The organism is Dyadobacter arcticus (genome assembly GCF_011762185.1).
GTDB lineage: Bacteria > Bacteroidota > Bacteroidia > Cytophagales > Spirosomataceae > Dyadobacter > Dyadobacter arcticus.
The window spans coordinates 844,864-860,034 of the sequence record NZ_JAASQJ010000003.1; the positions used below are offsets into that span (position 1 = coordinate 844,864).

Genomic DNA, 15,171 nt, shown 5'->3' on the forward strand with positions numbered 1-15,171 from the left:
GCAAAAGTCATCACCTAGTAAATCCAGAACCATGGGCCTTACCAAATACAACGAGAAACGAAAATTCGATAAAACGCCGGAACCAAAAGGAGGAGAGGCGAAATCGGAGGAACTGATATTTGTAATACAAAAACATGACGCCAGCCGGTTACATTATGATTTTCGCCTGGAAATGGACGGTGTGCTGAAAAGCTGGGCAGTACCCAAAGGCCCTTCGACCGATCCAGCCGTGAAAAGACTTGCGATGATGGTGGAAGACCATCCGTACGATTATAAGGATTTCGAAGGTATCATTCCGGATGGAAACTATGGCGCCGGAACGGTAATGGTTTGGGATTATGGCACTTACGAACCATTGGAAGATGTCGATTCGAAAGAAGGCAAGGAAAAATTGCTGCTGAAAGAACTTGCGTCTGGTTCGGTAAAGATCAGAATGCACGGTAAGAAGCTAAAAGGTGAATTTGCATTGGTAAAAACCAAAGGCATGGCCGAAAATTCCTGGTTGCTGATTAAACATAGGGACAAATTCGCAGATGAGGCGGACATAACAGAAAAAGATAGGTCGGTAATTTCGAGGAAGACATTGAAAGGGATTGAGGAAAATCCGGGTGAGGTATATGGTGAAAAGGAGTCGGAACCTGATACTAAAAGTAAAACGAAAAAGGAACCTAAGAATACGAAAAGCACCGCAAAAGCAAACGAGGTGTTAGAGGAGAAATCTGAAGAAGAAAAACCTGAGGCTAAAAAAAAAACGGCGGACCTCCTGAAAAGCGCGCCAAAAAGTAAATTTCCTGAAACATTTATTCCAATGCTTGCCACGCTGGTCGCCGAGCCGTTTGATGATCCAGGCTGGGAATATGAGGTCAAATGGGATGGTTACCGTGCCATTGCTTACCTCAATAAAGGGTCTGTCGAACTTAAATCAAGAAACAAAAAATCCTTCGTCGACAAATTTTACCCGGTTTACGAAGATCTGAAGAATTGGAAAATCAATGCTGTTTTGGATGGTGAAATAGTAGTCATCAACGAGAAAGGCCATTCTGATTTCGGCGCATTGCAAAATTGGCGGAGCGAGGCTGATGGGCAATTGGTTTATTATGTGTTTGATGTGCTCTGGCTGGATGGCAAAGACCTTACGCAGCTACCGCTGACGGAGCGAAAGGCGATTTTACAAAGCATTGTAGATGATGATAGCCCAGTAAAAATAGGTTATAGCGTTGCTGCCGAAGGAACAGCATTTTTTGATGCTGCCCGCGAAATGGGACTCGAAGGTATTATTGCAAAAAAATCCGAAAGTGTATATGCCCTGGGGATTCGTTCGAAGGATTGGCTAAAAATCAAGATTAACAAACGCCAGGAGGTGATTGTCGCAGGCTATACCCACAATGAAGGCACGTCCAAACCATTCAGCGCCTTGTTGCTTGCAGCTTATGAGAATGGTGCTTTGCAATATGTTGGCAAAGTAGGGACAGGGTTCAGTGACAAGCAGCAAAAGGAGATGCTGACACTTTTTAAACCCCATATAATAAAAGAAAGCCCCTTCAAAGAAACGCCGGATTATAATAAACCTTCACGCTTCCGCCCTAATCCGCCAAAAGCGAATGCCACCTGGCTGAAACCCGAATTGGTGTGCGAGGTAAGCTTCACAGAAGTAACATCTGACGGCGTTTTCAGGCATCCCTCGTTTGAGGGAATGCGGGATGATAAATCGGCAAAAGATGTAATAAGGGAAATTGCAAAATCCACCGAAGAAGTTGTAAATGAAACAGATAGCACACCTGAAAATGAGGTAATCAAAAAACCTTCCAAGGCCAAGCGAAAAACATTGCTTAACCCAAAGGATGAAACGCAGGTTAGGAAAGTAAACGGCAATGAGCTGAAATTCTCAAATCTCAGCAAAGTATTCTGGCCCGACGATAAAATCACCAAGCGCGACCTTATCAACTATTACTACCAGGTCGCACCGTTTATCCTCCCCTATCTCGAAAACCGGCCTTTGTCCCTGAACCGTTATCCGAACGGGATCAATGGGAAGAGCTTTTATCAAAAGGATGTTACCGGAAAGGTTCCGCCCTGGATTGAAACAACTCCGTATACCGCAGGTGATGATGATGAGCAAAAGAATTTTATGTTAAGTAATGATGATGCCAGTCTTCTCTACATGGCCAATTTAGGCTGTATCGATATGAATCCCTGGAATAGTCGAATAACCACGCCGGATAACCCTGACTGGTGCCTCTTGGATCTGGATCCCGATACTACCAATACTTTCGAACAAGTGATACTTACCGCACAAACGATCAAGCAATTGCTGGACTCCCTTCAGGTCGAAAGTCATTGTAAAACTTCCGGATCAACAGGGCTGCACATTTACATTCCGCTTGGCGCCAAATACAGCTATGACCAGTGTCAGATGTTTGCACAATGGGTGGCTGGCCAGGTGCAGCAGGAACTTCCCGGTTTTACGAGCGTGGAGAGGATGACAAAAAATAGGAAGGGCAAGTTATACATTGATTATCTGCAGAACAGGCCGAAAGCCACATTGGCCGCACCTTACTCAATTCGCCCGAAACCAGGGGCTACGGTATCCATGCCGCTGTACTGGGAAGAAGTGAAAGAAGGACTTCAACTAAAAGACTTCACCATACACAATGCAGTGGAGCGGATCAACGAGGTAGGCGACTTGTTTAAACCTGTTCTTGGAAAAGGGATTGTTTTAGAAGATGTAATTGCAAAGATCGATCTGAACGAACCAGCCTGATGAATAAGTGAACCAGCAGACGACATCATTGCCCATGCGTCAGTGGTTACATATGCGGTAATTTTACCAAGTATTTTCTTCTTTCTGGTTGTTTCTTACCGATGGCTAATTGAGGGTAACCTATTAATCAACAACTTTGTAGAACAGCTCATTTAGTATTTTGTTTGTAGCGGCTTAATAAAAAGGACCACACACTATTTTATAAAGCTATACACACACTTACTCATAAACCGCTTCTGGTTCCTCCGCTAATTCGCTTCAAGTAAACCTTTCCTCGTAAAAGATTAACTTTCTATATTTGAAGTCGTGATATTTGATCGTAAAAGATCATTATCCCTTTTCTTCTTACGATACTTAGTTTAATGGTGAAATACCAAAAGTGGTTTGTCGGGTTAATATGGATCCTTATCATAACCATCGTCATCGTTTTTTGGGCCACAGCTTACCGGTTTTCCTATAACTTCCCTTATTACGACGATTTTCAAAACATTATCCAGTTCGTATATAAGTATCTCAAAGCCGACGGCATTTGGATGAAACTGTCGCTTCTTTTTGAACAAAATTTTGAGCATCGCGTTCTTTTTGCCAAGCTGCTGACCTTATTTCAATATTATTTTACAGGACAGGTCAATATTCAGTGGCTTATCATTTTGGGAAACCTAAGTTTGCTGGGCATTCTTTTTCTTTTCTGCAAATACTTTTTCAGAAATCAACTAGCACTAATTTCCCTCTTTTCAATTACCTGCCTGCTTTTCCAGGTACAACATTACGAAGACACCATTTCCTGGGCTACTTGCAGCCTGCAACACGCACCGTGCATATTTTTTTCACTTTTGAGCTTTCATATCGCGCTCAACCGGGGCAACTTATTTCTTGGCGCCGGTTTGGTGTTAATGGCACTTTTTACAAGCGCCAATGGATTATCCAGTATTTTAATCTGGCTTGTAATCGTTTTTTTTACAACTCAGGATCGTAGAAAGATGGTTATCCCATCTCTGATCCTGGTAACGCTCACACTGGTTCACCTCACTACCTTGACTATCCATTCAGGCTCGCTGGTTGAGCATGCGACAAGCAATATCCCAGTCAAATTTATTCTTCTCCTATCATTTGCCGGGCAGGTGGCTGACGTTAATATGATAGGTCATATCGCTCCGAGTGTCATTTTAGGTGCTATTTTCCTGACTCCGCTACTTATAGTTTGCCTTCAGGTTGTAAGGGGGAAATACCCGCCAATCACTGCCCTGCAATGGTTTTGCGCGGCGGGGATAGTGACATTGTTATTTGTCGCTTTTCTGATCGTGTTCGCAAGGGGCGTCGAACCTGATTTTATAGGTTACAAAATGGATCGGTACAAGATATACGCGGCATTTTTTGCAGTCCTGGCGATTGGTTTTTACGATCCCTACTGGTCGGTTCCAAGGATAGGAGCGTTGATGAGATTTGTCATAGCGGGATCGTCTCTTGTCTTTTGTGTGGGATCTTATTATGCATATTATGGCAACATTGTCAATTACAGAAATACAATTGAGGCCAATGAATATAATTTTTTATGGAGCAAAACAATCTATTACCCAATCATTTACCAAGATCCGACTACCGCCTCCTATATGGACTTTGCCCAAAAAAGTTTTTTTCACAAACCACCCGAAATCAACGATCTGGCTTTTGCAGAAATCAGTTGGGGGAATATTAAGGATTCAGTTATCATTGAAAAAATGGAGACGAAATCAACCATTACGTTTGCGAATAGCGAATGGGGAGATGAAACTGGGAAAACAGAAGCCCTGTATGCCGTAGCAGTAGACCAATCGACTACACAGCCCAAGTACCTTTTTTCCATTGAGAACCATTACGGACGTGCCTACAAACAATTTTATATTTCTTTTAGTAAGCCCATTTCCCCAGGATTTAGTTGTGTGATTTATAAAAGAAAACTTAACAAGGGCGCATACGACATCTATTTGGTGGAAATAAAAAAAGGCCAGGTTGCCCGGGCCTTAAAAATGCAAACGATTATAATTTAGATCAGCGTTTCTGCCATTTGCAGGAAAATAACGCGTGTATAATATTCAGGGTCATATTTTACAAGTACCTGACTTCCCTGCCTTATCGAATCGTATTTAGAGTAAGACAATACTTCCGTCATCTCGGCTTCAAAGTATTCGCCTGCTTGTGGTTTAATTTGTACCCTTACCTGGAACTCGGGTAGGTTGTTTAAATATTCACCGGTAGGCTTAATGTTGAGTACCGTAGCATTCGCTTCAACACCACCCTTAAGGATTCGCTTCTTCCGCTCATTTCGTATCCGTTTCCGTATCGATGAAACTATCCAAAATGCTATCATGCAAATCAGTATAATCGTAGCACCTATTGCTCTGTTGTTGCTTTCCACGGCTTTGATATGTTTCGTGTTGTAGAACAAATAAAGCATTTGGTGTTACACAGAAATTGTTTTGCTTATTGAACGGCTCCTTTTCTTAGTTAGTGGTAGTTAATGCTTACTGGTAGTTACAAATCCAGCAACACTTCATCATACCAGTTTAAGAAATTATTCTGTTGCCTCTTCCGTTCGCAACGTCTGTGACTGTTTTGCAACTGGCATCTGATTGTAATCGATCCAGTAATGACAGATGGTTTCGAGTAGGTGGCGGAGCTCTTCAATATCAATAGGCTTGATCATAAATGAATTAGCCCCTGCCTTGTAACATTTTTCTATATCCCTGTCCTGGCACCCAGCGGTAAGAATAACTACGGGGACCGTTTTCCATTGGGTTATTTCATTGTCGGGCGTCTGCCTGATTAACTTTAAGAGTTCGTAGCCATCAATTGCCGGTAATTTCAAATCCAGGATGATCACGCCCGGCCTTCGGCCTTTATACTCCGGTGCTGACTGAAGAATCAGAAATTGATACAGTTCCTGCGCACCTTGAAAAAAACGTAAATGGTAATTAGGCAGGAATTTGTTAAAAACATTTCGAACTAAAAATCTGTAATCAGCAGAGTCTTCTACCAGATAAACTTCCTTTTTGTCCATAGTAATTTTGCAGATATTTGATAACATTAAGGTTTAAAATGGTAACTCAAATGCTAAAAGATCATACCAGGCAAACTCATCTTCAACGATTTCAATTCATCCGACAGAAGTCTTTCTGAGCTACGATCAGCAGATTACAAAAAAAAGCAAAGACCGATTAAATCGGCCTTCGCTTTGTCTGTTGATGAAGATGTTATTTTAGTGCAACACTTTTTCAGCGTCACGCAATCCTTTTATCGTATCGTGGCCAGTTTTCAATGTCGCTTTTTGCGTTGCGATTAGTGTGTGCAATTCTGGCGTTAAGTCATCCGACATTAATGCTGTGTCGTAAGCCTTCTGAGCAGCGTCTTCTCCAAATTCTGAATTATCAAGCGATGTTTGTCTGTCGTCACTGCTAAAAACAGCTCTAACGTCCATCCACGTTCTGTAAAGCTTCCCCGAAAGCATCGTACCAGTTGCTGGCTCTCCGCCTAATGTAATTACCTCAGACGATAATTCAGATGCAATTTGACGGCTTTGGTCAGCTAGTTGATTATACAATGTTCGAAGATCCATATCCGTCTCGTTCGTTTCATCATATGCTTTTTGATACCCGACAACCCTGTCATTATTTATAAGGATCAAATCATTTAATACCTCTATCATTTCTGAATTTTGTGCCATGACTACATATCAATTGGTTATGTCATGCTTATGAAAATTATTGTTCCAAAGCGCCAGAAGCCGGCAATACACAGCTCTGCTGAAAATTTGGGGAGGTTTTTGCGCCGTATAGCCAAAATGGTAAGGTATAATTTGAAGACTAACTAACCAGCACTAAGCTTTTTCCTGACCTTACTAAGAAATTCCGGGGAAAAGCCAAGGTAAGATGCGATGTAATGTTGGGCAACGCGTTGGGGAATGGTGGGGTAACGGTTAAGAAAGTCAAGATACTTTTCAACTGCACTGGTTGAAATGGTACGGAAAAGCCTTTCCTGTGTTTGCGCCAGGTTGCGTTGAACCATCAGCCTAAACATTCGCTCAAACCCGGGCGACTGCGTTAGTAACTCTTCCTTATTTTCTGGCGAAAGTGTCAGGAGTTCGCAGTCTTCTAAGGTCTCAATATACATATGACTAGGTGTCTGATATTGAAAACTAATGATATCGCTAACCCACCAATCTTCAATCGCAAACTGCAGTGTCACCTCAGCGCCCGTCCCATCTATATAATAAGTACGGATGCACCCTTTGAGAAGGTAAGCTTCAAACTTGCAGACCTCCCCTTCCAGTAGGAGAAAAGTCTTTTTTGGGAATTTTTTAAATTGAAGTAATGAGTCGAATAGAGCAAGGTCTTGCGAAGAGAAAGGCATGCACCTTAATGCATAATCATTAATTTTTTCAAACATACATCCGGTTAATAAATCCTTTTGAAAAGCAATGCCAAAAGTATACTTTTTCGGGATTTTTAACCGGATGCTATATGTTCGAACTGTTATCTTAGAAGCATTTAAAGCCCTTCTATTCCAAAATTCGACGGTTAGCAAGCCTGATTTCGTCGGACGAAATGGTATGCTGACGACCGGGATAGATGGAATACGTAACAGACGCGTTCATTCTTTCAAGTATTGCGATCGTTTCCTTCACCCTTGACACCGGGACGTGCGGATCAGGATTACCCGTGGAAATGAAAGTCGGTGTATCTAAAAAATCACCATTGTAATTCCCTTCATTCAATTCCTGTCCAATCAATCCTCCTGTGAAAGCAATAATTCCGCCATATCGCCGGGCGTTTCGTGTCACATACTCCAATGTAAGACAAGCTCCCTGTGAAAAACCGGCGAAGTAAATATTTTCAGTTGCAATGCCGCCTGATTCAATATCCGCGACAACCTGACCGATCAGCACCAATGCCGAATCCAGCGCGGGCTGATTTTGTATCACCGGCGCCATAAAACTATTAGGGTACCAGCTACTATTTGTCGCCTTTGGCGCGTAAATGGCCATCCCTTCCAGGTTCAGATTACGTTTCAGGGAAATAATATCTTCTGCCGATCCTCCCCGGCCATGAAGCATGATGATCGCTTTTTTAGCTTCTGCGATAGGTGGACCGCTGGTTAAGATCTCTTTGCTATGGGTGTACATCTTAAGGTTAGTTCAGTACAGGAAGCACTTTTTCAATTTGTGCCCTGCGAGGTTCGTATTGTGGTGGAAGCATTAAACCTGAGCCCAATGTTTCAACTGTTTCGTCTGTCTGGAAACCTGGATTATCGCTGGCAATTTCAAACAGTACGCCGCCTGGCTCACGGAAATACAAAGAATAAAAATAATTGCGGTCAATTTTATCGGTAATCTGATAACCTGCCTCTACAATCTTTTCTCGGAACTCCATCAAAATGTCATCATTGGCTACCCGAAACGCCACGTGATGTACTGAACCCCCGGCTACATGACCTGCCCGTTCACCTGGTGCTTCTACCAGATCGACAATAGCGGCATTTTCTACGGCATCTGTCAAAAACCGGAATCTGTTTACATGTTGTTCAACCAACTTGTATCCAAAGATATCGGTGAGGATTTTAGCTGTATCCTCAATTTTGTTACTTGTTATTGTGATATGGTGAAAACCACGCGTGGCCACCTCAGCAGATACTTCATTGGTTTCCCAGGGAGTCCGGTTGTCTGCTTTTTTTGGAACTGTCAATTCAAATTTCAGTCCGTCCGGATCCAGGAAAGTCAGATATTCTTCCCCAAATTTTTCGGATGCTTTATTATAAGTGACGCCGTTTGCTTCAAACCTGTTAAGCCAAAAATCAAGGCTTCCCTCAGGAACCGAATATCCGATTTCAGTAACCTGCCTTGTGCCTCTCCGGCCCGCAGGAATCTGATTCCCCCATGGGAAGAAAGTCAGGATTGTGCCAGGAGTGCCTTCTCTGTCACCGTAATAAAAATGATAGGTGTTTGGATCATCAAAGTTGACTGTTTTTTTAACCATTCTTAATCCCAAAATACGGGTGTAGAAATCATAATTTTTTTTGGGATCACCAGCGATGGCTGTAATGTGATGTATCCCGTTGATTGTATTTTCCATGTTCTTATTTCGTTTTGTTTTGCTTTTAATGAAACAAATTTATCGCATCAGCCAAGGTAAAAGCATTGAACTAGGACAAGAAAAAGCTCAGGCCGGGAAAAAATGGATTTCCATAGAATGCCTTTCCGAATAATCAATTGCCATCATTGCTACACAGATTTATTGCTGATATTACATATCTTCCATTTCTCATTTATTAAAAATCTGAAAATATTGCATCAAAAGCCCTGATTATTTAAAAGCCGGGCGCCCTTTATAAATTTTTGGCTTTTTGCTTGGATAAAACCCCTTGAAATCTTCTATCATTTTAATTACTACCTCGTTATGAAAAAAAACCTACCTCTATTATCATTTGTTTTTTTACTGCAATTCAGTTCCATTTTATTTGGACAAGTCACAGTAACATTTCCTTCGGATCGCGCAGTATTTCAGCGAAACAACTCACATGAAGCCAGCGTATACATTGGTGGGTATATATCCGAACCATTTGAAAGAATAGAAGCCCGATTTGTTTCGCTGGACGCTTATACAACAGCGGTTCCAGTCGGAGACGGTTGGGCCGTCGTCGATAATTCCATAGAGGCCGGCCATTTCTATGGGTCCATGGTCGTCCGCGAAGGTTGGTACAAACTCGAAGTAAGAGGGGTCAAAAAGAGTGGCCTGACGGTTTCGACAGCTATCGACCATGTGGGGGTTGGCGAAGTTTTTGTCATAGCCGGGCAATCCAATGCCACGGGCGGTGATCAAAATCCAACAGGTCCGAGCGCTCAGCACGATCAGGTCAGCAGTGTTAACTTTCAGAACTATAACGCCGGGACGCTTACTTCTTATTCTTATTCCAACACACAATTACCTTGTCCGGAATATGTTCACCTGGACGCAAACACCAAGACGGCACCATTTGGTAATTATGCCTGGTGCTGGGCTTCCTTCGGTGACAAACTTTATGAAAAGTTCCACGTCCCTATTATGATTTTTAATGCCGGTTGGTCAAGTACAGGCAGTGCCAATTGGCAACAAAGCATTCCAACTAATGGAATTACCAACAGCGCGTTTGGCTTGCCTTTTCCCGAAGGCCAGCCTTTTGGACACCTGAGGCTAGCACTGAACAATTATGCGGCACAGCTAGGAATAAGGGCCATCTTATGGCACCAGGGTGAAACAGACAATTATCTGGAAAAAGTTAATAATGCGCCAACCGATTATGTGAACAACCTCTGGCAGGTAATCAGTGCTAGCAGGACGGTCTCAGGAAAGGAAAACCTCGCATGGGTAGTTGCACGAGCTTCCAGATTTACCATAAACAACCTTACAACAACGTCGCAACATGTGATCGACTCCCAGAATAAAATTATTAACGAGGACGAAAACTATCCATATGTGTATCCAGGACCTGAAACCGACCCGTATTACGGCAAAACTTACAGGGGGGGTGACCAGATACATTTTAGAGGAGATGGGGTAAATCCTGATAATAGTGATGGAATTGTCTATTCGGGTTTGATCCACCTTGCCGGATTTTGGGCAGATCAGATTACCGCTGATTTCATGAACCAATCACAGCCGTATGCCGCAATACCACCGCCAGCTGTCTCCGCATCATATGCAAACACTGGTTTGCAAATTACTTTCACAGCACCAGGATCCGGGTCATATAACTGGCTGGGAGTAGATTGCAATCAATCGGAAGCCACTTCCCAGTCATGGACGGTAGGCGCAGGAAATTATAAACTCAAGATGACAGATAACAATAATAATACAGTGTATTCGCCGCGATTATTTGTCTCCAGCTCTTCATTGCCTGTCACATGGAAATCGTTCCATGTAAAGACAAGCTATTCTGGCCGTGCGTTGATAGAATGGTCAACTGCTGCCGAAATCAATTCCTCTCACTTTGAAGTGGAGAGAAGTACCGACGCGATATCCTTTAAGTCGATCAAAACAGTAAACGCTGCGGGAGAATCGAAAAACGCGATTAGCTACCAATTTGAAGACGAGTATCTTCCCTCAGGCACGTATTACTATCGTCTGAAACAAGTGGATTTGGATGAGAGATTTGAATATACCAGGATTGAAAGCGTGAAGGTCAATGCAAATTTTGCTGCGAAAGCTTATCCCAATCCGGTTAAAGAGAAATTAACTATCGAAGCAGGCGAATCACTTGGACAAGTCGAGGTAATTGATTTAAGAGGTGTAAAACGGTACACTTTTGACACAAGGCTTAGGACTACGGAAGTTAATATGAATTCGTTCCCAAGCGGGCTTTACACAGTCATTGTCAACGGGAAAATTTTTAAGATAGCAAAATAAAAAGGTCATCAATAACATTCCGGTACTTGCTGCCGGAATGTTATAAAAATGTCTGCTAAAACTTCTTAAAATATTCGAGCGGCGGGCCCACCCTTTCAAACCCATGCGCTTTTCTGAAATCGTCCTGCTCTTTTTCACTCTTGCCTTTCATGGCGCCTGCTGATATAGCCGTAAAAAAATCCTCCATTTTCCCTGCTGGCTGGAAAGAGATAATCATGCGTGCAGTACCCTCTCCTGTCTTCGTAAATGTGTGAGGCACACCCCGCGGCCCGAAAACGCTGTCCCCGGCTTTTGTCTCGTAAATCTCATCCCCCACTTTCACTTTGAATTCTCCCTCCAGTATATACCACCACTCATCCTGATCTTTATGGGTATGAAGCGTAGGTCCGCCATTTTTAACACGGGTCGATTCAAAAGTATATAAATCGCCGTTTGTGTCCTTTGATGAAATTTTGGTGAAAAACATATCTCCCTCCAGGAGTGATATCGCCTGGTCGAACCGATCTTTCCCATTGGTCACGGCGAATCCTTTTTTGGACCTGTCCGGGCTGAGAAGTCGGCTTCCTGATATAAAATCGGGCGCAAGTGGCAATGCAAGGGACAGTTTGAGAAATTTGCTTCTTTTCATAGCATTTGTTTGGTTCGATCGGATTAATTGAGTGAAAGATTTTAGATGATTGGTAGCAAGAGGAGGCAATATCAAATATAATAACCCCTATTTACAATTCCATTGCATTTTAGTAAACGGTATTTAACTTAATGTTAGATCATTGGGTTACGTATGTCCTTTTGGCGTATGCCAAATACCTTCAGCGACAAATTGACACAAAAAATTTTGCTGGATGACTTTTTGATCACAACCCGAAAGCTAAACGCAATCGCTATGGATTCCTTTTCGACCATGATTATCGGCGCAGTGGACAAGATCAAGAACGCCGTTGTTAAAATTGATACATACAAGACCGTAAATGGCAAATTACGGCCCGCAGGCTCGGGATCAGGCTTTATATTTTCTTCTGATGGATACGTTTTTACCAATAGCCATGTGGTAGAGGGTGCAGAGAAAATAATGGTGAGCCTGCTTAACGAAAATGAAATTGAAGCCAATTTGATCGGAAAAGATCCCGATACCGACCTGGCCATTCTAAAAATATATGCACAGGGACATTCAGTCGCTAAGTTGGGCGACACAAGCGAACTTCAGATTGGCCAGTTTGTAATTGCAATTGGGAACCCTTATGGTTTTCAGCATACGGTTACGACTGGTGTTGTGAGCGCCTTAGGCCGGACATTGCAAACGCAATCCGGGCGGATGGTCGACAATGTGATCCAGTCTGATGCAGCACTCAATCCTGGAAATTCAGGCGGGCCGATGATTAACACCGATGGCGAAGTGATTGGCGTAAATACTGCCGTGATACAAGGCGCGCAGGGTTTGAGCTTTTCGGTAGACATTAATACAGCCAAAGAAATCGCCCGGCAGATCATCCGCGACGGGAAGGTTTTCAAAGCATTTCTTGGCTTGCAGCTGCAAGATGTGCCGATTAACGAAAAAGTGCGTCAGCATTACAAACTGTCCAACCGTGGAGGCGTTTTCATCACTAAAATAGAAGCAAATACCCCCGCATCACGGTCGCAATTGCTGGAAGGGGATATTATAGTTTCCTTTAACAATAAGATAGTAACCAATTCCAACGAGTTATTTAAAGAGCTTACACATAAGGAAATCCTGGATATCACGAATATTTCTGTGCTCCGGCATACCGAGCTGCTGAGCTTTATTATAGTACCGGTTGAAAAGAAAGGTTAGGTTTAAGAACAAAGAAAGGATGGACTCGCCCGAGCCCATCCTTTCCCCATGAAATCTGTAAAATCTAGCTAATTTCCTGTAAGGCACTCACGAACAGCTTCATCTCATCCTTTGTACCAATACTTACCCGGCACCAGGGTTTGTCCTGAATATCCATTGCTTTGACGATAATCCCTTTATCTACCATTTTCTTCAAGAATTCTTTCCCGGGCATATTTATGGGAAATATCACAAAGTTGGTAAAGGAAGGTACATATTTGTAACCCATTGTTTTCAGGTTATCATACAAATACGTCTTGGCTTCCGTATTCATTTTTCGGGTACTGTTCTGGAATTCAACATCATCCATGGCAGCAGAAGCCGCATAAACAGATGTGCAGGCAATACCTGAACCGCCACCTTTTGCTATTTTCCTGATCATTTCCAAAGTCGACGGCTTGGCCGCGATGTAACCCACCCTAAGGCCTGCCATTCCCATAATCTTCGAAAAAGTACGAGCGATGATCACATTTTTGTTTTCTTTCAGCAAGCCAACCATACTCGTATTATCCGCTCCTTCAACCAGCTCAATGTAGGCTTCATCGATGAAAATGGGCACTTTTTCGGATACACGGCTACAAAAATCCATAAGCGCTTTTGTAGACGTAACCGCGCCAACCGGGTTATTTGGATTACATATGTAGATCAGCTTCGTATCCTTGTCGATCGCTTTTTCCATGGCGTCCAGGTTATGCGACCAATCTGCATTGCAAGGCACTGGTTTCCAGGTGGCGCCAATGGATTCGGCCACACGGATCAGCGACATATAAGTTGGATCAGCTGAAACTATATTTCCTCCATCCTTGAACATCGCAAGCGCTGTCTTTTCTAGTAAATCGCCGGAACCATTGCCCATCATAATGTGGTCTCCTGAAACTCCTTCCTTCGCGGAAATTTTTTCAGTGAGGGATTTCAATTCTGTACGTGCGTACCGGTTTCCTTTTTCGATGGAGTCAGAAATTGCCTTTCTGGCCATTGGCGGTGGGCCATATGGGTTTTCATTGGAGCCAATTCTGGCCATAACCTTTGCCAAATCTGGTTCCTGGTCCAAAAAATGTCCGCGAACCATCGGACTGTAAAAAATGCGATTGGATTTGTCGAGCCTTAATGGCGTTCCGGCAAATGCTCCCTCAGCGATGAAAGGCGCTGCCGCCATAGCCCCAATGGTGGCAAAACCTGATTTTAGCAAACTGCGACGATTGATTTTCTGTACCATGATAAAATGATTTGGTGGTTTGAACAAGTCGGGCAGTGCGGCTACCGGAATATTTTGCTTACGGCGGGATCTACAAATAATCTATTGAGTATTTGAGATTTATAAATATAATCATTTACAAGAACAGGAGAAACAAAAAACATCTTAAATGTCCAGGAATTTCGTCCGTTGTGACAATATTTCTATTCTAAATATTTAAAATTCTATTATGTAACTCCAAGACGCAATTTCTTTGTGTTGCGGGAATGAAAAAGCAGCCAATTTTTGTTAGCTGGATAATGATCATAATAGATACGATATGAATTGGGTCACAATTAATAGTGAAGAAGAAGTAGAAAGCATTTATAACTCGGCCGACTATTCCATTATTTACAAGCATAGTCCGCGCTGCATGACCAGCCTAATGGCTTACCGTCAGCTTAAAAATGATGTCAATGCTGTCCAGCATTTGGACATGCCCCTTTACATCGTTGATGTGATCAGCAATCGCAGAGAGTCAATGGCAATCGCCAGCAACTTTCAGGTACAACATCAGTCTCCCCAGATACTTGTCGTGAAAAACGGGGAATGTCTTTATGACGCCTCACACGAAGCCATTTCCCTGAAACAAACTTTAAGCTTTGTGCCTGTAACCAATTAGTCTTCTGATGGTGCAATAGACGTTAGAAGAGTTGTTTTAATTTCGCAAAATTTCAATATGGATTATTTCCAATTAAATGGATTTATTCCATATATTTGGAAAACATTACATCAACGGATATGGAAAACCTGCATCAAGCAATTGTATCAGAGGAAATGGTCTGGTTATGGTACTATGATGAATATGGGGGAAAACATATCAGAGAACTTTATGATCGAGAGGCCAGGGAGTATGTTAAAAAACTTGGGCAGGAAACTGTCAAGCAAAAAATTGATTCAACGGAATAACAAA

General features: G+C 42.7%; 14 protein-coding genes. 6 read left to right on the forward strand and 8 right to left on the reverse strand.

Annotated elements, in window-relative coordinates; genetic code table 11:
* Positions 1-31 precede the first annotated feature (31 nt).
* Positions 32-2,761 carry a DNA ligase D gene (ligD, locus tag FHS68_RS17065; protein WP_167273367.1) on the forward strand — a complete coding sequence of 910 codons (2,730 nt, stop codon included), beginning with the start codon at positions 32-34 and terminating at the stop codon, positions 2,759-2,761.
* Between the two features lie 362 nt (positions 2,762-3,123).
* A complete protein-coding gene (locus tag FHS68_RS17070) occupies positions 3,124-4,788 on the forward strand; it encodes a hypothetical protein (RefSeq protein WP_167272303.1) in 1,665 nt (554 codons plus the stop codon).
* Here the strand turns inward: FHS68_RS17070 and FHS68_RS17075 are convergent.
* The 6 genes from FHS68_RS17075 to FHS68_RS17100 all read right to left on the reverse strand — a co-directional run bounded on the left by FHS68_RS17075 (position 4,785) and on the right by FHS68_RS17100 (position 8,865).
* The gene (locus tag FHS68_RS17075) at positions 4,785-5,108 is read right to left on the reverse strand and encodes a hypothetical protein (protein ID WP_208408335.1); all 324 of its coding nucleotides are present in this window, start codon (positions 5,106-5,108) and stop codon (positions 4,785-4,787) included. The genes FHS68_RS17070 and FHS68_RS17075 overlap by 4 nt on opposite strands.
* Before the next feature lie 204 nt (positions 5,109-5,312).
* A complete protein-coding gene (locus tag FHS68_RS17080) occupies positions 5,313-5,798 on the reverse strand; it encodes a response regulator (RefSeq protein WP_167272305.1) in 486 nt (161 codons plus the stop codon).
* Positions 5,799-5,996: 198 nt separating this feature from the next.
* Entirely contained in the window at positions 5,997-6,461 is a 465-nt protein-coding gene (locus tag FHS68_RS17085) for a ferritin-like domain-containing protein (RefSeq protein WP_167272308.1), read from the reverse strand.
* Between the two features lie 143 nt (positions 6,462-6,604).
* Positions 6,605-7,183, reverse strand: coding sequence for a Crp/Fnr family transcriptional regulator (locus FHS68_RS17090; RefSeq protein ID WP_167272318.1), 579 nt, complete (start codon positions 7,181-7,183; stop codon positions 6,605-6,607).
* Positions 7,184-7,295: 112 nt separating this feature from the next.
* On the reverse strand, positions 7,296-7,919 hold the full coding sequence (locus FHS68_RS17095; protein WP_167272320.1) for an alpha/beta hydrolase: 624 nt from the start codon (positions 7,917-7,919) through the stop codon (positions 7,296-7,298).
* A gap of 7 nt (positions 7,920-7,926) precedes the next feature.
* Positions 7,927-8,865 carry a ring-cleaving dioxygenase gene (locus FHS68_RS17100; RefSeq protein WP_167272322.1) on the reverse strand — a complete coding sequence of 313 codons (939 nt, stop codon included), beginning with the start codon at positions 8,863-8,865 and terminating at the stop codon, positions 7,927-7,929.
* Between the two features lie 324 nt (positions 8,866-9,189).
* Here FHS68_RS17100 and FHS68_RS17105 point away from each other — a divergent pair, with 324 nt between their 5' ends.
* The gene (locus FHS68_RS17105) at positions 9,190-11,175 is read left to right on the forward strand and encodes a sialate O-acetylesterase (RefSeq protein WP_167272323.1); all 1,986 of its coding nucleotides are present in this window, start codon (positions 9,190-9,192) and stop codon (positions 11,173-11,175) included.
* 55 nt (positions 11,176-11,230) lie between these two features.
* On the opposite strand, the gene FHS68_RS17110 is transcribed toward FHS68_RS17105, so the two are convergent.
* Complete coding sequence (locus FHS68_RS17110) at positions 11,231-11,803, reverse strand: cupin domain-containing protein (protein ID WP_167272325.1); 573 nt, start codon at positions 11,801-11,803, stop codon at positions 11,231-11,233.
* 192 nt (positions 11,804-11,995) lie between these two features.
* On the opposite strand from FHS68_RS17110, the gene FHS68_RS17115 reads away from it, so the two are divergent.
* Positions 11,996-12,985 carry a S1C family serine protease gene (locus tag FHS68_RS17115; protein WP_229211938.1) on the forward strand — a complete coding sequence of 330 codons (990 nt, stop codon included), beginning with the start codon at positions 11,996-11,998 and terminating at the stop codon, positions 12,983-12,985.
* A gap of 64 nt (positions 12,986-13,049) precedes the next feature.
* Here FHS68_RS17115 and FHS68_RS17120 read toward each other — a convergent pair whose 3' ends face one another.
* A complete protein-coding gene (locus tag FHS68_RS17120) occupies positions 13,050-14,240 on the reverse strand; it encodes a pyridoxal phosphate-dependent aminotransferase (protein WP_167272327.1) in 1,191 nt (396 codons plus the stop codon).
* Positions 14,241-14,538: 298 nt separating this feature from the next.
* Between FHS68_RS17120 and ytxJ the strand changes: the two genes are divergently transcribed.
* Complete coding sequence (gene ytxJ, locus FHS68_RS17125) at positions 14,539-14,880, forward strand: bacillithiol system redox-active protein YtxJ (protein ID WP_167272329.1); 342 nt, start codon at positions 14,539-14,541, stop codon at positions 14,878-14,880.
* Between the two features lie 119 nt (positions 14,881-14,999).
* On the forward strand, positions 15,000-15,167 hold the full coding sequence (locus tag FHS68_RS17130) for a hypothetical protein (protein ID WP_167272331.1): 168 nt from the start codon (positions 15,000-15,002) through the stop codon (positions 15,165-15,167).
* The last annotated feature ends 4 nt before the right edge of the window (positions 15,168-15,171 follow it).

Bases quoted from the DNA above. Each gene is read 5' to 3' on its own strand.
- FHS68_RS17110 (WP_167272325.1), bottom strand. From the start codon at position 11,803: ATGAAAAGAAGCAAATTTCTCAAACTGTCCCTTGCATTGCCACTTGCG.
- ytxJ (WP_167272329.1), top strand. From the start codon at position 14,539: ATGAATTGGGTCACAATTAATAGTGAAGAAGAAGTAGAAAGCATTTAT.
- FHS68_RS17130 (WP_167272331.1), top strand. From the start codon at position 15,000: ATGGAAAACCTGCATCAAGCAATTGTATCAGAGGAAATGGTCTGGTTA.
- FHS68_RS17105 (WP_167272323.1), top strand. From the start codon at position 9,190: ATGAAAAAAAACCTACCTCTATTATCATTTGTTTTTTTACTGCAATTC.
- FHS68_RS17100 (WP_167272322.1), bottom strand. From the start codon at position 8,865: ATGGAAAATACAATCAACGGGATACATCACATTACAGCCATCGCTGGT.
- FHS68_RS17090 (WP_167272318.1), bottom strand. From the start codon at position 7,183: ATGTTTGAAAAAATTAATGATTATGCATTAAGGTGCATGCCTTTCTCT.
- FHS68_RS17070 (WP_167272303.1), top strand. From the start codon at position 3,124: ATGGTGAAATACCAAAAGTGGTTTGTCGGGTTAATATGGATCCTTATC.
- FHS68_RS17075 (WP_208408335.1), bottom strand. From the start codon at position 5,108: ATGATAGCATTTTGGATAGTTTCATCGATACGGAAACGGATACGAAAT.
- FHS68_RS17095 (WP_167272320.1), bottom strand. From the start codon at position 7,919: ATGTACACCCATAGCAAAGAGATCTTAACCAGCGGTCCACCTATCGCA.
- ligD (WP_167273367.1), top strand. From the start codon at position 32: ATGGGCCTTACCAAATACAACGAGAAACGAAAATTCGATAAAACGCCG.
- FHS68_RS17120 (WP_167272327.1), bottom strand. From the start codon at position 14,240: ATGGTACAGAAAATCAATCGTCGCAGTTTGCTAAAATCAGGTTTTGCC.
- FHS68_RS17080 (WP_167272305.1), bottom strand. From the start codon at position 5,798: ATGGACAAAAAGGAAGTTTATCTGGTAGAAGACTCTGCTGATTACAGA.
- FHS68_RS17085 (WP_167272308.1), bottom strand. From the start codon at position 6,461: ATGGCACAAAATTCAGAAATGATAGAGGTATTAAATGATTTGATCCTT.